Source organism: Neobacillus sp. (genome assembly GCF_031988165.1).
GTDB lineage: Bacteria > Bacillota > Bacilli > Bacillales > Cytobacillaceae > Neobacillus > Neobacillus rhizosphaerae.
The window spans coordinates 173,197-194,714 of sequence record NZ_DALZYO010000002.1 but is presented as its reverse complement, the minus strand read 5'-3'; the positions used below and the strand labels follow the sequence as shown (position 1 = coordinate 194,714).

Annotated in this window: 18 protein-coding genes; all 18 read right to left on the bottom strand. The window is 39.1% G+C overall.

Annotated features, from left to right (window positions below; translation table 11 throughout):
* Nucleotides 1–349: 349 nt before the first annotated feature.
* Nucleotides 350–1,588, bottom strand: coding sequence for a M16 family metallopeptidase (locus RTR43_RS02320; RefSeq protein ID WP_312469342.1), 1,239 nt, complete (start codon nt 1,586–1,588; stop codon nt 350–352).
* A 256-nt stretch (nt 1,589–1,844) separates the two neighbouring features.
* Entirely contained in the window at nt 1,845–2,792 is a 948-nt protein-coding gene (locus RTR43_RS02315; protein ID WP_312469341.1) for a polysaccharide deacetylase family protein, read from the bottom strand.
* A gap of 130 nt (nt 2,793–2,922) precedes the next feature.
* On the bottom strand, nt 2,923–5,040 hold the full coding sequence (gene pnp / locus RTR43_RS02310; RefSeq protein WP_312469340.1) for a polyribonucleotide nucleotidyltransferase: 2,118 nt from the start codon (nt 5,038–5,040) through the stop codon (nt 2,923–2,925).
* A gap of 278 nt (nt 5,041–5,318) precedes the next feature.
* Entirely contained in the window at nt 5,319–5,588 is a 270-nt protein-coding gene (rpsO, locus tag RTR43_RS02305; RefSeq protein WP_248733571.1) for a 30S ribosomal protein S15, read from the bottom strand.
* Between the two features lie 171 nt (nt 5,589–5,759).
* Nucleotides 5,760–6,713, bottom strand: coding sequence for a bifunctional riboflavin kinase/FAD synthetase (gene ribF / locus RTR43_RS02300; protein ID WP_312469339.1), 954 nt, complete (start codon nt 6,711–6,713; stop codon nt 5,760–5,762).
* Between the two features lie 31 nt (nt 6,714–6,744).
* The gene (truB, locus tag RTR43_RS02295; protein WP_312469337.1) at nt 6,745–7,665 is read right to left on the bottom strand and encodes a tRNA pseudouridine(55) synthase TruB; all 921 of its coding nucleotides are present in this window, start codon (nt 7,663–7,665) and stop codon (nt 6,745–6,747) included.
* A gap of 97 nt (nt 7,666–7,762) precedes the next feature.
* Nucleotides 7,763–8,134, bottom strand: coding sequence for a 30S ribosome-binding factor RbfA (rbfA, locus tag RTR43_RS02290; RefSeq protein ID WP_248733574.1), 372 nt, complete (start codon nt 8,132–8,134; stop codon nt 7,763–7,765).
* Between the two features lie 17 nt (nt 8,135–8,151).
* Nucleotides 8,152–8,433 (bottom strand): DUF503 domain-containing protein, encoded by a 282-nt coding sequence (locus RTR43_RS02285; RefSeq protein ID WP_312469335.1) that lies wholly within the window; start codon nt 8,431–8,433, stop codon nt 8,152–8,154.
* Entirely contained in the window at nt 8,430–10,793 is a 2,364-nt protein-coding gene (gene infB, locus RTR43_RS02280) for a translation initiation factor IF-2 (RefSeq protein WP_312469334.1), read from the bottom strand. The genes RTR43_RS02285 and infB overlap by 4 nt, the downstream gene beginning before the upstream one ends.
* A gap of 19 nt (nt 10,794–10,812) precedes the next feature.
* Nucleotides 10,813–11,115, bottom strand: coding sequence for a YlxQ family RNA-binding protein (locus RTR43_RS02275; protein ID WP_312469332.1), 303 nt, complete (start codon nt 11,113–11,115; stop codon nt 10,813–10,815).
* Nucleotides 11,116–11,123: 8 nt separating this feature from the next.
* Nucleotides 11,124–11,396, bottom strand: coding sequence for an RNase P modulator RnpM (gene rnpM / locus RTR43_RS02270; protein WP_312469330.1), 273 nt, complete (start codon nt 11,394–11,396; stop codon nt 11,124–11,126).
* Nucleotides 11,397–11,412: 16 nt separating this feature from the next.
* Entirely contained in the window at nt 11,413–12,534 is a 1,122-nt protein-coding gene (gene nusA, locus RTR43_RS02265) for a transcription termination factor NusA (RefSeq protein WP_312469328.1), read from the bottom strand.
* 40 nt (nt 12,535–12,574) lie between these two features.
* On the bottom strand, nt 12,575–13,045 hold the full coding sequence (rimP, locus tag RTR43_RS02260) for a ribosome maturation factor RimP (RefSeq protein ID WP_248733580.1): 471 nt from the start codon (nt 13,043–13,045) through the stop codon (nt 12,575–12,577).
* 449 nt (nt 13,046–13,494) lie between these two features.
* A complete protein-coding gene (locus RTR43_RS02255; RefSeq protein ID WP_312469326.1) occupies nt 13,495–17,820 on the bottom strand; it encodes a PolC-type DNA polymerase III in 4,326 nt (1,441 codons plus the stop codon).
* Nucleotides 17,821–17,989: 169 nt separating this feature from the next.
* Nucleotides 17,990–19,249 carry an RIP metalloprotease RseP gene (rseP, locus tag RTR43_RS02250; RefSeq protein WP_312469325.1) on the bottom strand — a complete coding sequence of 420 codons (1,260 nt, stop codon included), beginning with the start codon at nt 19,247–19,249 and terminating at the stop codon, nt 17,990–17,992.
* 91 nt (nt 19,250–19,340) lie between these two features.
* Nucleotides 19,341–20,483 (bottom strand): 1-deoxy-D-xylulose-5-phosphate reductoisomerase, encoded by a 1,143-nt coding sequence (dxr, locus tag RTR43_RS02245; protein ID WP_312469322.1) that lies wholly within the window; start codon nt 20,481–20,483, stop codon nt 19,341–19,343.
* A gap of 37 nt (nt 20,484–20,520) precedes the next feature.
* Nucleotides 20,521–21,303, bottom strand: coding sequence for a phosphatidate cytidylyltransferase (locus tag RTR43_RS02240; protein ID WP_312469321.1), 783 nt, complete (start codon nt 21,301–21,303; stop codon nt 20,521–20,523).
* Nucleotides 21,304–21,413: 110 nt separating this feature from the next.
* A partial coding sequence (locus RTR43_RS02235) for an undecaprenyl diphosphate synthase family protein (protein ID WP_312469367.1) occupies nt 21,414–21,518 on the bottom strand: 105 nt, incomplete at its 5' end.

The following is a 21,518-nucleotide window of genomic DNA, read 5'->3' as shown; positions in this document are numbered from 1 at the left end:
TAAAGAATGCAAGTGAACAGGCTCTCCTTACAGCAGCCTGCCAAAATATAAAAAAAATTGTGACACACTTAGCCAGGTTAGAAAAAGTGTGTTGCAATTCTTTAGGTTGATTTGCCACCCTGTTGATTGGAGCGGAGGGCACTCGACTCCTGCGGGATAGAGAGGTCACGGGAGACCCCGCAGGCTCCAAAGAGCCGAGGAGGCTCCCGGACCTCCCCGCGGAAAGCGAGTGCCCGGAGCGGAAATCAACAGGCCAGTTAGCAGGGCCAATCCATTATTAAAAAATTGCCGAGAAATATACCCTTTCTCGACAATCTGAAAACAGTTCAAAAACAAACTGTTTTTTTATCTACGACAACTTATTCGGAAATTCGCCATCAGGACTAATTAATGTGACGGAATATTTGTCAGTAAAAACGGACCTTGCCATTTCATCAACACTTCTTTTAGACACTAAATCAATCTGCTCAATAATCTCGTCTAGTGAGCGATGGCGTTTTAACAGCAGTTCATTTTTCCCATTCCGGCTCATCCGGCTATTTGTACTTTCCAAACTTAGCATGAGGCTACCTTTAAGCTGTTCTTTACTATTTGTTAATTCCCTTTCGGAAATCCCGTCTTGCTTTAATTTATCTAGTGTTTCTTGTATTGTTTCAAATAATACATCCAGCTGCTTTGCACCCGTTCCTCCGTACACAGTCACAATCCCACTATCCTGATAAGCAGAATGATAAGAGAAAACCGAGTAAGCTAGGCCCCTTTGTTCACGAACCTCTTGAAATAATCTTGAACTCATGCTTCCACCCAAAATATTATTTAAGGTAATTAGACTGTAGATGTCCTCGTGACCAACCTTTAAGCCTTCAAAACCAATACATAAATGGGCCTGCTCTGTCTCCTTTTTCCGAGAGATACGATTTGAATGGAAAACAGGTACATTTTCAGGAGTTTCATTATTTCCACCATAATAGGATCCAAAATACTTTTCCACTTCCTGAATAAATGATTCTGATACATTACCCGCTATCGAGATGACGACATTTTCAGGGGTGTATCTTTCATGGATATAATCTTTCAGTGATTCACTCGTAAACGTATTTAGGGTTTCTTCCGTCCCAAGAATCGGATATCCAAGCGGATGGGATTCAAAAACGGCCCTGCTTAATAAATCATGGACGATATCGTCTGGAGTATCTTCATACATTTTAATTTCTTCTAAAACAACATTTTTTTCTTTCTTTAATTCATCTTCAACAAAAGTGGAATTAAAAAACATATCAGCTAACACATCCAAGGCAAATTGAGAATGTGTATCAAGAACTTTTGCATAATAGCATGTGTATTCCTTAGAGGTAAAAGCATTTACCTGTCCACCAATGCTATCGAAGGATTCAGCAATTTCCTTAGCCGAACGCGAGGCAGTTCCTTTAAAAAACATATGTTCTAGAAAATGAGAAATCCCATTAGTTTGTGGATTTTCATTTCTGGAACCAGTTCCTATCCAAACCCCGATGGCAACAGATCGAACGGTAGGAATATTTTCTAATACGATTCTTACTCCATTTTGGCAAGTATATTTATTTATCATTGACTTCCTCCTGTCTATACAGTGAAACTTCAATTAGTGGGGGGATTCCCCCCCCACTGATTGTTAGTTGAACCAATCGGGCCTTTATGGGCAGTTGAGCCCCACTTATACTTATCCTTATTTTTCCTTCTAAGTCTTTAAGTGGGGGTCTTACTGCCCGTTAATGCGGGATAAACAGCAGCTGCTACTATTCCAATTATTTATTATACTTTCTTAGATATATTTTCTCCAACTTTCAGATATATCTTGCTTAAATTTATTTTAGGATTCGTTCCTCGCTCAATAAATCGGAAACGGTACCAATTTTTAAATTTTTTTGCTCAATTAAGGTGATTAAGCGATCAAGCGATTTTGCCGTTGATTCGGTTGGATGCATAAGGACTATTGAACCTTTATCGATTTTTGTTATCACTCGATTAATAAGTACTTCAGTAGAAGGTTTTTGCCAGTCCACTGTATCTACAGTCCACAAAACCGTTTTCATCTTTAATTCATCAGCCACTTTTATTGTTTCATCCCGGTAACTGCCACTGGGTGGTGCAAACCACACACATTTCTCTCCTGTTGCTGCCTCAATGATTTCATTGGTTTTTATCATTTGTTCTCTTGCCTGAGCAGCTGTCAGCCGTTTCATATCTGGATGGTTATATGAGTGATTTCCTATCTCATGCCCTGCACTCACAATCATTTTAGCAAGCTCTGGATTCTTTTTGGCCCAATTTCCTTCAAGAAAAAAACTAGTAGAAATATGATGTTTTTTTAAGGTTGCAAGCATTTCTGATAAATATTCATTCCCCCAGGCAACATTAATAATGAAGGTTACCATCGGTTTATCAGGATGACCTTTATAAATCGGAGATGGTGGCAAATCTCGCAATTGAACCTTTGGCTTTTCCTGGACGAATACTAATTTCTTTGGATCAAAAACGCCTTTTTGTTTCATATTTTTATATGAAGCTGCAATATCAACTCTAAGTCCATTATATCCAGGAATGGCCTTCCAGACTCTGTCAACTTTAGCATCGGAAGGTGGAATTTCATATGTAGGCGCATTTTTTATGATACTTTGATACAGCGAATCTGGCTGTTTGGCTGCAGGAAGAGCGGATTCTTTTAATGCTGTAACATATTTATTTACTATCGGATTGTTTACAGATATCCAAGCAGCTAAACATAAACTAATAAAAACACTTACCTTTTTCATCTACTTTTCCCCCTTTTATACAAATTATGTATAAACAGGACAAGGTAGAACGGGGGAAAAAGCCAGGTACATGGAAAAAGTCAGGGTTCCCCCTGACTTACTATCACAGCTTCCATAAACCTGAGTTTTATTACTGTTTTTCTTCAGCCTTTTCACGTTGTTCCTTTAATATCACTTTGCGTGAAAGGTTAACACGGCCTTGTTTATCAATTTCAGTTACTTTTACTAAAATTTCGTCGCCAATCTTAACAACATCTTCCACTTTTCCTACCCGCTCTTCAGCTAGTTCAGAAATATGGACGAGTCCGTCTTTCCCAGCAAAGATTTCCACGAAAGCACCAAATTTTTCAATCCGTTTAACCTTACCAAGGTATATTTCACCAACTACTACCTCACGAACAATATCTTCAATGATTTTCTTCGCCTTTTGGTTCATTTCTTGGTTGGTTGACGCAATAAACACGGTACCATCCTGTTCAATATCAATCTTAACGCCCGTTTCCTCAATAATCTTATTGATTTGTTTACCGCTCGGTCCGATGACATCACGGATCTTATCTGGGTTAATTGTCATCGTTAAAATTTTCGGTGCAAACTGAGACAGCTCTGCTCTTGGCTCCGTAATCGTAGCTAGCATAGAGTCTAAAATGTGCATTCTACCAACTTTCGCCTGCTGCAAAGCCTCTTCTAAAATTTCGCGAGAAAGGCCCTCAATTTTAATATCCATTTGAAGTGCCGTAACCCCTTTTGCAGTTCCAGCCACTTTAAAATCCATATCTCCTAAGTGGTCTTCCATTCCTTGGATATCAGATAAAACGGTATAATGCTCACCTGATTTTACAAGTCCCATGGCAATACCTGCTACAGGGGCTTTAATTGGCACACCTGCATCCATCATCGCCAATGTACTTGCACATATGCTAGCCTGAGATGTTGATCCATTGGATTCAAGAACCTCAGAAACAAGGCGAATGGTATATGGAAAGTCTTTTTCAGATGGAACAATCGGCTCAAGTGCCCGTTCACCCAAAGCACCATGTCCAATTTCACGACGGCCAGGTCCTCGGATCGGACCTGTCTCCCCAACACTAAAGGAAGGGAAGTTATAATGATGCATGAATCGCTTCTCCTCTTCAATACCTAAGCCATCAAGGATCTGTACATCCCCCATTGCACCAAGAGTACAAATACTTAAGGCCTGTGTTTGTCCACGTGTAAATAATCCTGAACCGTGGGTACGTGGTAAAATACTTACTTGTGAAGATAATGGACGAATCTCATCAATTTTACGACCATCTGGACGCACTTTTTCTACTGTAATTAAGCGGCGAACCTCACCTTTTACAATTTTGTCCAAAATTTGCTTGACTTGTTTCAAATCATCAGCAGTTGCTTCTTGTTCTTCAAACTTAGCCAAAACTTGATTTTTAACTTCTTTAATAGCATCTTCACGAGCATGCTTTTCTTGAACCTGAATCGCACTTATCATTTCTGCTTCGCACAATTCTCTAACTTCAGCTTCAAGCTCTTTATCTAGCTCAAACAAAGTAATCTGTCTTTTTTCTTTGCCAACCTCTGCAACAATTTTTTCTTGGAATTCAATTAATCGTATAATCTCATTATGGCCAAACATGATTGCTTCAAGCATTGTTTCCTCAGGAACCTCTAAAGCTCCTGCTTCTACCATGTTAATGGCATCTTTAGTACCTGCAACAGTTAAGTGGATGTCGCTCTGTTCTGCTTGTTCAACTGTTGGATTGACGACAAATTCACCGTTAACTCGGCCTACTACGACACCTGCAATTGGTCCCTCAAAGGGAATGTCAGATGTACTTAGTGCCAATGAAGATCCAAACATTGCAGCCATTTCTGTAGAACAATCTTGGTCCACACTCATAACAATACTAATCACTTGAACATCATTACGGAAGCCATCCGCAAAAAGCGGTCGAATTGGCCGGTCAATAAGGCGGCTGGCCAAAATAGCTTTTTCACTTGGGCGACCTTCCCGTTTGATAAAACCTCCAGGAATCTTACCAACTGCATACAAACGCTCTTCATAGTTAACTGTTAATGGAAAAAAATCCAAGTTTTTAGGTTCTTTTGAAGCAGTTGCAGTACTTAATACGGCAGTATCACCATAGCGAACCATTACCGCACCGTTTGCTTGTTTTGCCAATTGGCCGATTTCGACGGTTAACTTACGCCCAGCCCAGTTCATCGAATATTCATGTTTCGTTTGTTCCATAATATTACCCCTCTCTATCTAAATCAATTAGGAGGATGATGCGAAAGAATACTCAATCGCTAAAATCATCTTTCTAAATCTACCTTATATAAAAAAAGCCTTGAAAGCTTATTGTATAATTCAAATTCACTTATAGTATGCACATAAAAGTTCTGACTTAAAAATATGTATAAAAAATTCTTTATTTTGTCTAGTTCTAAAGCTTGGCTGATCAAGACACTTACACATTTTATCTTTTTAGGCTAATAAAAAAGCGGGAAAAATCCCGCTTCTGTTGACTAACGACGTAGACCAAGCTTATTAATTAACACACGGTATCGTTGAACATCTTTATTACGTAGGAAAGTCAAAAGATTACGACGTTTACCAACCATTTTCAAAAGACCGCGACGTGAGTGGTGATCTTTCTTGTGTGTACGTAAGTGATCGTTCAAATTGTTAATTGATTCCGTAAGGACAGCGATTTGAACTTCAGCAGATCCAGTGTCGCCTTCATGAGTTTTGTACTCATTGATAAGTTCATTTTTACGTTCTTGAGTGATTGCCATCCAGATTCACCTCCTAAATTTTCATATCCCCTGTTACCGAGCAAGCGTCGGTGACTCGACTTGCCAAGCAAAGGTTGTTTTTAATACGTAGTTAAGAATACATCTTTTCACTGCAAAAAGCAAGTTAAAACCTTATTATATTGTAAGAAATACTTCTATACAGCAGCAAATTCAGGAAGATTGTCGATTCTTTTTAAAGTAGAGTATGGCATTTTGTTTATCATTTTCTATTTGAATAACAAGTTCTTCTATACCTGGGAATTTTTGTTCTCTCCGTAAATATAGATGCCATTCGATAACAACTTCATTTCCATAAATCTCGCTGTCAAAGTCAAACAAATGAACCTCAACTGATTGCTTTAAGGCTTCCTTATTAAAGGTTGGCTTGAAACCAACATTACAAACACCATAATGCCAATCATTATTTACCTTCATCCTTACCGCATAAACTCCGAGTGGTGGAATAATATATTCATCATTTATGTCCACATTCGCAGTTGGAAAACCAATTGTCCTACCTCGTTTATCTCCATGAATGACTACTCCTGACGTTGTATACCTTCGGCCTAGAAGAGTTGAAAGCTCATCAGTTCTGCCATTCCTAAGCAAGTTACGAATTCTTGTAGAGCTAACCTTTTCATCATCCTGGGTAAACTTTGGGACGACAGAATAAGTAAATTTATCTCTTGAGTGGAATGGCATTGTTTCCATTGTTCCTTTACCCATCCGTCCATATGTAAAATCAAATCCAGCCACAACATGCTTTACATTAAGGCTAATGACAAATTGATCAATAAATTCCTGCGGCAGCAAATTAGCAAATTCTTCAGTAAAATGAATAATAAATAGATAATCTACACCTAGTTCTTCAATAATATTTATTTTTTCTTCCAAAGGGGTAATATACTGTACATGCATATGATTCTTTCCTAATACTACTGATGGATGCGGATCAAACGTCATGACAGCACTAGATAAACCTCTAGATTCTGCTTGTCTTTTTGCCTCAATTATAACCTGTTGGTGTCCGCGATGTACTCCATCGAAATAGCCAAGGGCCATTGATAACGGAGGAAATTCTTTGTTTTCTGTATTATATGGAAAATTAATCCTTATCACTTCCAACTGAAACTCACCTTTTCTATATCGTAACCTTTTATTCTATCTCATTTCTTAACACCTTAACTGGTTTAAGCAGGTCTGGCTTGTTAGGATGTTTTGCATAAATCGCTATGGCCAGTCCGTCTTTCGTTTCCGCAATAATAGGTCCGTTCGTTGTCTTTAAATGTTCTGGTATTTGTAGTAGTGCACCATTTTTCACTTTCTCTGCTACTTTATCATTAATCAGTAATTTCGGCAAATGAGAAAGTGCTGTTTCTAATGGTTTTAATACAGTGGCAATAGCTCCCGCTTCCATTATCTTTTCAACCTCAGCAAATGTTAGGCAATCGGCAAGCATATAGGAAGCTGATTGAATCCTAGTCAGATTTGACATATGGGCAGGATACCCAAGGCATTCTCCAATCATGACCGCTAATGTCCGAATATAGGTCCCCTTGCTACAGCTGACTCTAAACCTAAATTGAATGGTCTCTCCGGTAAATTCTGTTCGATCATCTAGGAGTTGAATAGAATAAATCTTCACCTTTCTAGTAGGCCGTTCCACTTCAATCCCTTTCCGGGCATATTCATAGAGGCGGACGCCTCCAACTTTTACAGCTGAAAACATTGGTGGAGTTTGCTCAATTTCCCCTGTTAATGAATCAAGAACCTTCTGAATTTCTTCACGCTGTATTGTCCGATTTACGAATTTCTTTTCAACTAAGTCACCCGAGGCATCTTCAGTTGTTGTCGAAAACCCAATGGTCACTTCACCCTCGTATGCCTTCCCAGCTTCGGTTATATATTCTGCAACCTTTGTTGCTTTTCCAATACAAATAGGAAGAACACCTGTCACATCAGGATCAAGAGTACCTGTATGGCCAATCTTTTTTGTTTTTAATATTTTCCTTAACTTAAAGACACAGTCATGCGAAGTTAGCCCCGCAGGCTTAAGAAATGGTAAAATACCTTCCACATTATTCGCTCCAATCCTAATAATATCTAAAAAAATGGATAGACATTTGTCTATCCATTTACCTTAAAATTTTTGTGAGGAATTTATAAAAATGAACTTACTCTTCTTCATTCTTTTCCAAAGGTTTGTCATCTGTATGGAGTTCATGAAGAAGTGTCTCAATTCGATTTCCATAATCGACTGATTCATCCCATTCAAAAATGATTTCAGGTGTTTTACGCAAACGAATACGTTGACCAATTTCAGTTCGAATAAAACCTTTTGCTTTGGCCAGTCCTTTTAAGGTGTTGTCTCTTTGCTCTTCATCACCTAATACAGAAATATATACTTTGGCTTGTTGTAAATCTCCCGTTACTTCAACGTCGGTAACCGTCACAAATCCGATCCGCGGATCTTTGATTTTACGACTTATGATATCACCTAGTTCTTTTTTCATTTGTTCTCCAACACGATTTGCTCTGTGGCTCATCACATTCACCTCTTAACTTAAAGCCATTCAATCTCGGTGATCGTTCTTTCTATTTCTGGAAATGAGTCGATTAGTTTTAATGCGTTTTGCAATTCCAACTCTGATGAAATCCGTGAGGAGGTGACGACAACAATGGCTATTTTGGTCCTCTGCCATACATCCTGGTAGCCGACTTCTGCCACGGATACATTAAATTTCTGTTTTAATCGTGTAAGGATCCGTTGTAAAACAGCACGTTTCTCTTTTAAAGAATGTGCGTCATAGATCATACATTCACAAACAGCTGAGCCTATCCTCATTTCCGTTCAATTTCTTCCATTACGTAGGCTTCAATAATGTCTCCTTCTTTAACATCATTGAAGTTTTTAATTGTTATACCACATTCATAACCTTGCGCAACTTCTTTGGCATCGTCCTTAAATCGTTTTAATGCGTCAATTTGTCCTTCAAAAGTGACAACACCGTTACGAATTAAACGAATGCCGCTATCACGGGTAATTTTTCCATCCGTTACATAAGATCCAGCAATCGTACCAACCTTCGATACTTTGAATGTCTGGCGAATTTCAGCTTGACCAATAATCTTCTCTTGGAATTCAGGATCAAGCATACCTTTCATTGCTGCTTCAATCTCTTCGATAACTTTGTAGATAATTCGGTGTAGACGAACGTCTACTTTTTCAGCTTCCGCGGCACGTTTGGCATTTACATCTGGGCGGACGTTAAAGCCGATAACAATTGCATTTGAAGCAGCAGCTAAACTAATATCTGACTCATTAATGGCACCTGCGCCACTATGAATAATTTTAATATTAACACCTTGAACATCAATTTTCTGCAAGGACGCAGCAACGGCTTCAGCGGAACCTTGAACATCTGCTTTTAAGATGATGTTTAAGTCCTTCATTTCACCTTGCTTCAATTGCTCAAATAGATTCTCAAGACTGACAATCGATTTCTCCCCGCGGTGGGCGGCTAATGCTTGCTGGGCGCGTGCCTCGCCTACTTGACGAGCTGTTTTTTCATCATCAAATACTACAAAGCGGTCACCAGCCTGTGGCACATCACTAAGTCCAGTTATCTCCACCGGAGTTGAAGGACCGGCTTCTTTTACGCGGCGTCCGATATCATTGACCATTGCACGAACACGGCCAAATGTATTACCGACAACAATTGGATCACCAATTTTCAATGTACCGTTTTGAACAAGAAGGGTAGCTACTGAACCGCGACCTTTATCCAACTGGGCTTCAATAACTGTACCAACCGCATTTCTTTTTGGATTTGCCTTATATTCTTCCACTTCACCAACAAGTAGAATCATTTCAAGAAGCTGGTCGATTCCTTCACCTTTTTTTGCGGATAGAGGTACAAAAATCGTATCTCCTCCCCAAGCTTCAGCTACTAATCCATGCTCGGTCAATTCCTGCATGACACGGTCGGCATTAGCTGCTTCTTTATCCATTTTATTAACCGCAACAATAATGGGAACTTCAGCTGCTTTAGCATGGTTAATCGCTTCAACGGTTTGCGGCATGACACCGTCATCTGCTGCAACTACAAGAATCGTGATATCCGTAATCTTTGCACCACGAGCCCGCATTGTTGTAAATGCTGCGTGTCCTGGAGTATCAAGGAAGGTAATTTTCTTACCATTTTCGACTACTTGATAGGCACCGATATGCTGAGTAATTCCACCAGCTTCGCCTTCGGTTACCTTTGTGTTTCGAATCGAATCAAGCAACGTTGTTTTACCATGGTCAACATGCCCCATGATTGTTACAACAGAAGGTCTTTCCACTAATTCTTCCGCTGTGTCTTCTGTAAAATACACTTCAAGGTCGGTTGTATCAATTTTAATTTCTTCTTCTACCTCAACCCCATACTCACCAGCAATCAATTCAATCGCATCTTTATCTAAACCTTGATTAATTGTTGCCATCACGCCAAGTAAGAAGAGCTTTTTAATGATTTCTGAAGGCTCGCGATATAGTTTTTTCGCAAGCTCTGCCACCGTTAGTGATTCACTATAGGTAATTTTAGCAGGAAGCTCCTTTTCTTTCTTCTTTTGCGGTGGTTGAGTTTGCTGAACTGGTGTATGAACTTTCTTCTTTTTATTATTATTATTAAAACGATTTTGGTTATTATTATAAGGCTTTGCTTTCGCTTTATCAGCACTACTGAAGACTTTGTTTTCTTTTGCCTGAGAATCCTGAGTTTGCTTTTTTCCTTCAAACGTCTTTGGAGGAGAGACTACTTTTACCTTGCTAGGGGTAGCTTTTTTGTCAGCATCTTCCTCAAAAGCTTTAGGAGTTGTTTTCGACTGCACTTGTGGCTTTTGACCTGATTGGGCAGGTCTTTGGTTTGGACGTTGTTGCTGCTGAGTTGGCCGATTGTTTGATCGTTTTTGCTGCTGACCATTACCCTGTTTTTGCTGTGAACTATTTACCTGTTTTTGCTGCGTACTCACCACTGATTTTTCCTGTGGCGAATTAGGTTCATTTTTATTGTAAGCTGCATCAAGCTTTTTAATGTCTGCATCTTCTATTGTGGCCATATGGTTATTAACCTCTATATTCATTTCTTTTAATTTTGTAATGATCTCTTTACTTGAAATATTGTGTTTTTTTGCGTATTCATAAACACGGATTTTACTCATATTTTCACCCCCGCTAGATTTAATCGAGCAACGTTATCAATTTTTTCGCAAATCCATCATCCATAACAGCTACAACAACGCGGGCTTCTTTGCCAATTGCTTGACCAAGAAGATGACGGTCTTCCACCATTTTAAATGGAACCTCATAAGAATTACATTTATCCGTAATTTTTTTAGTCGTATTTGCAGATGCATCTGCGGATAATAAAACGAGTTTTGCTTTGCCGTTCCGGATTTCCTTGACGGTTAGTTCCTCACCAGTTGTGATTTTACGCGCTCGATTGGCCAAGCCAAGCAATGACATCCATTGATTTTGTTTCATTTGGATGGTCAGTTCTCCTTCTCTATTAATTCAAGTAGTTCTTCATATATAGAATCATTTATAGAAACCTCTAAATGATTAGACAAGGTGTTTTTTTTCTTGGCTAGTAGGACAGCTTCTTTGTCCTTTGATAGGTATGCGCCTCTGCCGGATTTTTTTCCAGTTAAATCGATGGAAACGTCTCCTTCTTTGGTGCGAACGATGCGAACAAGTTCTTTTTTCGGTTTCATTTCACCGGTAGCCACACACTTACGCATAGGAACTTTTTTTCTAGGGTTCACACGTTTCACCTCTACTTTAATCTAATTCTTCTTCAAAATCGAAATCAGTATCAACCTGGTCATCAAAAAGCCTAATTGTTTCTTCTCGTGGATATATACCTATCTCACGTGCTTCCGTTTCCGATTTGATATCAATTTTCCAGCCTGTTAATTTAGCAGCTAAGCGGGCATTTTGACCGCGCTTGCCAATTGCAAGGGACAACTGATAATCCGGGACAATCACCGTTGTGGCTTTTTCATTTTCATTTACAATAACATCGAGCACTTTAGAAGGGCTGAGCGAATTTGCAACAAAGACAACCGGATCATCAGACCATTTCACAATATCGATTTTTTCACCCTTTAATTCATTGACGACTGCCTGAACCCTGGTTCCTTTTGGTCCGACACAAGATCCGACTGGATCGACTTCAAGATTATCTGAATGGACGGAAATCTTCGAGCGATCACCCGCTTCACGGGCAACAGATTTAATTTCTACTGTACCGTCATAAATTTCAGGTACTTCAATTTCAAATAATCGTTTTAATAATCCCGGGTGGGTCCGCGATACAAAGATTTGTGGACCTTTTGTGGTTTTTTCGACTTTGGTAATAAATACCTTTATACGATCATGCGGCTTATATCGTTCATTTGGCATTTGTTCATTTACTGGTAATAATGCTTCTATTTTTCCAAGGCTGACATAGATAAATTTTGAATCTAGCCTCTGAACAATACCTGTCATAATATCTTCTTCACGGTCAATGAATTCAGAGTAAATAATTCCTCGTTCTGCTTCTCTAACTCGCTGTGTAACTACTTGTTTTGCCGTTTGGGCGGCTATTCTTCCGAAATCCTTTGGAGTGACCTCCATTTCAACTACATCTTCTACCTGGTAGTTTGGATTAACTCGTCTAGCATCCTCGATAGATATTTCCAGACGTGGATCAAATACCTGGTCAACAACCTCTTTACGTGCAAAAACACGCATTGAACCTGCTTGTAAATTTAAGTCGATGCGAACATTCTGGGCCTGATTGAAATTTCGACGATATGCCGATACTAGTGCTGCCTCAATCGCTTCAATTAAAATATCTCTGGAAATACCTTTTTCTCTTTCCAGTATAGTAAGAGCATCTAATAATTCGCTGCTCATTTGCTTGTATCCCCCTAATCTTTTTTCAATTTTTCTTTCGTTATGAAAAAATAACAGCTAGTCGTGCATTCGCCACTTTTTCAAAAGGTATTTCTATGGTTTTCTTACGAGTTTTGATTTTGACTTCAATTTTAAGATGCTGCCCATCAAATTCAAGCAATGTCCCCTCGAAGTTTTTTTCGCCATCAATTGGCTCATAGGTTTTGATAAAGACATTTTTGCCGATTGCCTTTTGAAAATCTTTTTCTTTTTTTAATGGACGCTCTGCTCCAGGAGAGGACACTTCTAGAAAATAATTATGGGGAATTGGATCGATTTCATCGAGTTTTTCGCTTAGTCGTTCACTGACAAGTCCGCAATCCTCAATATCAACACCCTTATCTGAATCTATATATACGCGAAGAAACCAGCTTTTTCCTTCTTTCACATACTCGATTTCTACCAATTCCAATCCTAATTCAAGCATAATCGGCGCGGCAAGCTCTTCCACTACTTCCGTTACTTTGCTCATACTTAACCTCCTTTTTTCGATATTATTCACCCATATTGTATGTAGTTCACGGAAAGTTTTATTAAGTTACATAAAAAACGTAAATAGAGTTCCACGCTACCACCTATTCCTGAAAATACAATGGATTCAATGCGATAGCATAACCTAATAAAGGCGGTGTGAGCAGAGCTGCATTTCACTTTATTTGTTGTGTGAAATGTAAATTTTTCACTCAGATAGAATATCCTAGTTCGTTTTTGCGGCGCTCCGCCCCTTTTCCATACAAAAATAATCTACACAAAAACGAAAGAGCGGGTTTCCCCACTCTTGAACACGAGAGTATTTCTTAGTATTTCCAATAAAACTATACCATAACCAACAATTATATGCAAATGAATCCCAAAGCAGAAGCACCTTAATCAGGGGCGGTAAGCTTGACGCTAGTGGTGTCGTATCTAGGTTTTACTTCATTAGAACAACGAAAGTTGATTTTGCTCTGGAAGGGATTTTAGACAGCCTTGTTTGTCTAAATATTCAAGAATGGTCTTAGATACCTTCCCCCGCTGCTGCAAATCTTCTTTCGATAAAAATTCTCCACCTTCTCTAGCCTTAACGATATTAAACGCAGCGTTTGTTCCTAGACCAGGTATCGAATTAAAAGGTGGAATTAATGAATTTCCATCAATAATAAATTCTGATGCATCGGATTTATATAAATCATAATTTTGGAAAGAAAAGCCTCTTTCAGTCATTTCAAGTGCTAGCTCCAAAACGGTTAGCAGGTTTTTCTCTTTATTTGAAGCCTCTAAACCCTTTGCATTTATTTCTTCAATTTTTGCCCGAATAGCCTCTGAACCACGCGACATCGCTTCAATGTCAAAATCCTCTGCTCTGACAGTAAAGTAGGCAGCATAATATAGCAGTGGCAGATGGACCTTAAAATAGGCAATTCGAACCGCCATTAATACATACGCTGCAGCGTGCGCCTTAGGAAACATGTATTTAATCTTTTTGCAGGAATCGATGTACCATTCCGGTACTTCGTTTTTTCGCATTTCCGCTTCCATTTCTTCGCTTAAGCCTTTTCCTTTACGGACGGATTCCATAATTTTGAAAGCAAACGATGGATCCAGCCCCTGATAGATCAGGTAAACCATGATATCATCACGGCAGCCAATTACTTCACTTAAGTTACATGTTTGATTATGAATTAACTCTTGCGCATTTCCAAGCCAAACGTCGGTGCCATGTGAAAGCCCAGAAATCTGAACGAGCTCTGAGAAGGTAGTTGGTTTCGTATCTTCAAGCATCTGCCTTACGAATCTGGTTCCAAACTCTGGGATCCCTAGAGTCCCGGTTTTACACATGATTTGTTCTTCTGTTACCCCTAATGATTCGGTGTTGCTAAAGATTTTCATCACTTCTGGGTCATCGGTTGGGATGGTTTTCGGGTCCATACCACTCAGATCCTGAAGCATCCTGATAACTGTCGGATCATCGTGACCAAGGATATCTAGTTTTAATACGTTATCATGGATGGAATGGAAATCAAAATGTGTTGTCTTCCATTCAGAATTTCTATCATCAGCCGGGAATTGAATGGGTGAAAAATCATAAACATCCATGTAATCAGGGATAACGATAATTCCACCAGGGTGCTGTCCCGTCGTTCTTTTAACCCCGGTACAGCCGGAAGCAAGTCGTTCCACTTCTGCATTACGCATCTGTAAATTGTTTTCTTGTTGATAGGCTTTTACATAACCAAACGCTGTTTTATCTGCAACCGTACCAATTGTCCCTGCACGGAATACATTATCTTCACCAAACAGGACCTTCGTAAAGTTATGAGCACGCGGTTGATACTCACCCGAAAAGTTTAAATCGATATCGGGAACTTTATCTCCCTTAAAGCCGAGGAACGTTTCGAATGGGATATCATGTCCGTCCTTGCGGTATTTATCTCGGCAATGTGGGCAATCTTTATCGGGTAAATCAAAACCTGAACCAACAGATCCATCATTAAAAAACTCTGAATGCTTACAGCTTGGGCACACATAATGTGGTGGCAGTGGATTTACTTCTGTTATCTCGGTCATTGTTGCAACAAGGGATGAACCGACAGATCCACGTGAGCCTACAAGGTAACCATCATCAAGTGACTTTTTAACAAGCTTATGAGAGATTAAATATATGACAGCAAATCCATGTCCGATAATACTTTTTAATTCCTTTTCAAGCCTTGCTTCAACAATTTCAGGGAGTGGGTCTCCGTAGATTTTGCGTGCCATCTCATAGCTCATTTCACGCATTTCTTCATCCGCGCCTTCAATTCTTGGAGTATATAAATCATCTTTTATCGGTTTTATGACCTCAATCATATCGGCAATTTTATTCGAGTTTGTGACGACAATTTCCTTTGCCTTTTCTTTACCTAAAAACGAGAAGGAATCGAGCATTTCGTTGGTTGTTCGAAAATGGACATCAGGAAGCTCGTGCCGATTCAGCGGGTTAGCGCCGCCTTGTGAGCTGATTAATATTTTGCGATAAATTTTGTCGTTTTCATTTAAATAATGAACATTTCCCGTTGCCACTACTGGAAGTCCTAATTTATCGCCTAGTGCAACTATTTTCGTAATGATATCTTCCATAGCCTTTTCATCACGGACCAATTCCATTTCAATCAACGGGGCATTTATTTCCTTAGGCATTACCTCAAGATAGTCATAAAAATGGGCATGGGCTTCTACTTCCTCAGGAGACTTTTGCATCATCCCTTCGAATACTTCACCTTTATTACAGCCAGATCCCACTAAGATTCCTTCACGATATTTTTGTAAGACCGACCTAGGAATTCTTGGAACTCTGTAAAAATACTCAATGTGAGAAATCGAAACGAGTTTAAATAAGTTTTTTAACCCAGCTTCGGTTTGTGCTAAAAGTGTGCAATGATATGGACGAGCACGTTGATAGGCATTTCCTTTTCCCATGTTGTTATTAAATTCGTCATGGTACTCTATCCCCTTTTCAAGGGCATCTTTTAACATCTTTAACAATAAATATCCGGTTGCTTCTGCATCATATATTGCCCGGTGGTGTTGGGTTAGTTCAATGTCAAATTTCTTTGTTAAAGTATTTAAGCGGTGGTTTTTCAGCTCTGGATAAAGAAATCGGCCGAGTTCAAGTGTATCAATGACTGGGTTTTTCGCTTTTTCCAATCCGATTTTTTTATAACCGACATTGAGGAATCCCATATCGAAGGAAGCATTATGGGCGACTAAAACCGCATCCTCCGCCCAGTCATAAAACCTTTTGAGGACTTCTTCCACTTCTGGTGCATTTTGCACCATATCATCAGTAATACCGGTCAGATTTATGGTTGTTGCAGATAACCGATGATGTGGGTTAGCAAAGGATTCAAACCGGTCAATGATCTCCCCTTCCTTCACCTTCACAGCAGCAAGCTCGATAATCGTATTATAAACAGCTGAAAGACCTGTGGTTTCAACGTCAAAAACGACATAGGTATCTTCTACTAATAACCGGTGAGCGTCATTGTAGGCAATGGGTACACCATCATCGACTAAATTAACTTCAACTCCATATAGAATCTTAATATCATTTTTCTTTCCTGCTCCATATGCCTCGGGAAAAGATTGGGCAATAGCATGGTCGGTCACGGCAATAGCTTTATGACCCCATTTTTTCGCTTGAGCAATTAGGGCACTTACTGGTGTTACAGCATCCATCTGACTCATAGGAGTATGAAGGTGAAGTTCAACACGTTTTTCATCTTCTGGTGCGGTATCCTTACGACCAATTGGCTTGAATTCATTAATATCATTGCCAATCATGACAAGGTCACGAACAAAGGTATCGTTTTGAATGCTTCCACGGACCCTTACCCACATTCCTTTTTTCACATGCTGGAACAGGGCAGCATCCTCTTTATCACGAGAAAACATTTTTACCATGATAGAGCTTGTGTAATCAGTAATCTTAAAAGTTAAAAGGGAACGCCCACTTCTTAACTCCCGTATATCTGCATCGAAAATGTAACCTTCAACTGCTACTCTTCTCTCTTCATCGACGATATCAATTAGACTGCGCAGGTCACTATCATCTTTAATGGTTAATCCAATCGATAACGGACCAACAGGACCATCTCCTGCACCTTGTTCCTTTTCAGCTTCCTTCTTTTGTATCTCAACCATTGCCAACAGGGCACGTTCCTGATCTTCCTTTTGCTTAGCAAGTAAAAATTGTTGATATTCCTCATTTTTTTCATCAGTCTTTATGTCTGTCTCGATTGCCATTAGTGGAAAACCGATGGATTGAAATACCTCACCAATTACTGGGCCATATTTACGTTTTAGCGCCAGTCCTTCTGCCTCATTTCTTACGGAAATCGTTAACTTATTCCCGCTAACTTCTGGTAATTGCTCATTTAAAAGCTTCAAAAGCGGCGGAGATATTCCATCAATTTGCTGAATGGAGTAACTCCAATATTCTTGGATTAATTCCGGTGTAAATAATTGATTGGATACTTGGATACTGTAAGAAATTGCTGCGATATTCGAAAATGTTCTCTCTAACTGAGTTGTAAATCGGAGATAAACATTGTAAGGTAGGATTTTTTCAAATAAGAATTGAAAATGCCACTTTCTAGCTTTCTTTTCAACCAATAATCGTTCAATTTGCGCATTGTTGAAATGCACTACTACAGCATCCTCTACCAATTGCAGCTGCTGGAGCAAGAGTTGGAATCGCTCTTTATTGCCTAGGGCAGGTTCGCTCATCGTCTCTCTCCCATCTATATAAAATCAAAAATTTTTTATCTATGTCAAAAAATAATTATATCATATGACCCGAAATGATTCGGCTTTATTCGACAGAAATCTTTATCCATTTTTGAAACTAATTCAGAAAAACAAAAAGAGACCGCAATAATTACGGTCCCTCTCCTTATTACAAGAAGAATCTCTGTATATCATTCCAGGTTACAACGAGCATCAGTAACATCAGAAGGGCGAATCCAATAAAATGGACCATTCCTTCCTTCTGGCGATCAATTGGCTTTCCTCTTACTGCTTCAACTGCAAAAAACATTAATCGACCACCATCAAGCGCTGGAATTGGTAATAAATTCATGATCCCTAAATTAATACTTAATATCCCAGCCCATTTCATTAAGTAATAAACTCCTGATTTGGCGACTTCAGCAGTTGAATTGTAAATTCCAACAGGACCAGATAACGCATCAATTGAAAACTGTCCGGTAACAAGCTTGCCAACCATTACAAATATTTGCTTTGTCCAGAAATAGATTTCTGTGAAACCAGATTTAACTGCTTGGATTGGTGATTTTTCGACAGGACTGTAAACACCGATGATTCCCATTTTCTTACCGTCAACTGTTTTTTCAAGCGGGGTGACTGGAATTTCCTTTTCTTTGCTATCACGAACCACCGAAAAATTAAGTTTTTCATTTGGGTTTTTTCGAATGATTTCAACAACATCAGACCAGTTCGAAATTTCTGCGCCATTAATGCTCTGAACGATATCACCTTTTTTAAGGCCAGCAGCATTTGCCGCACCATCTGGGGTTATTACACCCAATTTTGGTTCATTTGACTGCACCCCCTGGAAGAGGGCAATGATGATAAATACAACAAAGGCTAGAACAAAATTCATCATCGGTCCGGCAAAAATGGCCATGAATCTTTGTGGTAATGTCTTAGAGCCAAATTGACGGTCAATTGGGGCAATTTGTGATTCAACCCCATTTTCAATGATGACTGCCTTTGGATTTATAGAAAATGTTCGTAAGTTTTCATTTTCATCTTCTGGAAATCCCTTAATGACTAATTCCTGTTCAATATCAGCATACTCCACTTCAACAATTCGACAGTTTGGATATTTTTCTTTATTATTTAGGATTATTTTGTCTACTTTATCTTCCTTATCAAGTAAAAGTCCAATTCGATATCCTGGTTTTATTTCAACCATCTCTGGATCTTCGCCTGCCATTCGGACAAATCCACCAATTGGTAATAAGCGAATGGTATAGGTAGTTTCTCCTTTTTTATGAGTAAACACTTTAGGACCCATACCGATAGCAAACTCGCGGCAGAGGATTCCTGCCCTTTTTGCGAAGATGAAGTGTCCTAATTCATGGAAGAAGACGAGTGCGCCAAAAATGACAATAAAGGCTATAACTGTACTCAAAAATAAAACCACCTTTTTTTAAGATAGGAAAAATCTCCTTAACTTCGATACTTGTCTTGCGAACGGGCCAAAATCGAACGCTTCTGCTTATTTATAGAAGTGAATGTACATACTGTCTCGTTTCTTTATCTACCTCTTGAATTGTTGCTAAGCTAGGGTGCTCCATTGTTTGATGGGTATTGAGTGCCTTCTCAATCAAATCTTCAATTTGAAGGAAACGAATTTTCCCCGCCAAAAATGCCGCTACTGCAGCCTCGTTGGCAGCATTCAATACTGTTGGCATTGTCCCGCCTTTTTCCCCCGCCCAGTAAGCAAAGTGCAGACAGCGAAACCTTTCAACATCCATTTCCTGAAAATTTAATTTTCCAATACTCGCCAAATCCAAGCGATTTGCAGCTAAACGCGGCAGGCGATCGGGATAGGTAAGGGCATATTGAATTGGGACTCTCATATCCGGTGATCCAAGTTGAGCAATGATACTGCTGTCATGAAATTCAACCATCGAATGAATGATACTTTCCTTATGGAGCAGTACATCAATTTTTTTATAAGGCATGTTAAACAACCAATGGGCCTCAATCACTTCCAACCCTTTATTCATCATTGTAGCTGAATCAACCGTGATTTTAGCTCCCATTGACCAATTAGGGTGGTTAAGCGCCTCTTCGACAGTAACAGTTTCTAACTCCTTACGAGAGCGTTCACGAAAGCTTCCGCCAGACGCTGTTAGAATTAGGCGTTCAATATTTTTTTCCTTTTCCCCTTGCAGCGCCTGAAAAATGGCAGAATGCTCACTATCAACTGGCAGCAGAGAAACATGATTCCTTTTGGCTGCCTCCATGACTAAATGGCCTGCGGTAACGAGTGTCTCTTTATTGGCAATGGCAATTATCTTCCCACATTCAATCGCTTGTAATGTAGAATTTAGCCCAACACTTCCCAAAACTGCATTGACAAGTATGTCCGCTTTTTCATAAACCGCTATTTCAACTAATCCATCCTCACCATAAGTGAACTTAGTAGTCGGAAATTCAGCTTTTAATGTATTACAATCACTTTTCGTTTGTACAGATACAAACTCTGGCTGAAATTCAACAATCAATTTCCGAGCCAAATCGATATTTTTACCAACTGAAAAAGCAGCTACTTTAAATTCTGTAGGATGTTCGCGAATAATATCTAACGTTTGCGTGCCAATTGAACCCGTGGCACCTAATAAACTAATGACTTTCAATAATTTCAACTCCTAAAAAGAAAAGAACAAGCGCTTTTTACCAAAGGTGGAACAAGTGTAATATAGGCCAAACAAATATTAGGCTATCAAAGCGGTCAAGGATTCCTCCGTGACCTGGTAAAATTTTACCCGAGTCTTTTACATTAAAATGACGCTTAAATGCAGATTCAACAAGATCACCAATTTGTCCAAAAACAGACAATACAACTGTAATTCCGATGATTGAGCCTTTTATATCCGTGAATAATACAAATAAAATGGCAACAAATACGGCACAAACAACACCGCCTAAAGATCCTTCAATGGTTTTATTGGGACTGATTTCAGGCCAAAGCTTTCTCTTCCCCACTGCTTTTCCAATAAAGTATGCACCTGAATCTGTCGCCCAAATCATAAATAAGGAATATAAAATATAGACAAGTCCTCCATCCACTCTAGTCTCAAATAAAAAGTAAAAACCTATACCAACATAGACAGCAGACAAGAGGGAAAATGATGCATCTTCAAATGTAAAACGATTCTTAGTTATAACTGTATACGTAAATAATAAAAGGATAAATACTATACACAGTTCTATTTTTGAATAATAAAAGGAATCTAATACGTGGTTATATTCCGCTGGGAAAAGAAGAACCCAAAGAAACAAAACCGTTAGCAGTCCGTATCCAGAAAAGATGTTAAGATTCTTCATTTTAAATAACTCATATAGCCCAATGGTCGCTAAAAAATACGTTAATAGTATAAGTGGAAATCCACCAAAGTAAACAATTGGCAAAAACAACGCCGCAGCAACTACTCCTGTTATGACTCTTTGCTTCATCAGATATTTCAACACCTTCTATGTTCTATTAAAGGTTCATACAGCTAACCCTTATTAAAAAAAGAACCATTTCTCAACCAGCCTTTATATGATAAATGCAGAACAATACATTATATTCCACCATACCGACGCTGGCGTTTTTGGAATGCTTCAATCGCTTCTAACAAATGATCCTCACTAAAATCTGGCCATAATACATCAGAAAACCAAAACTC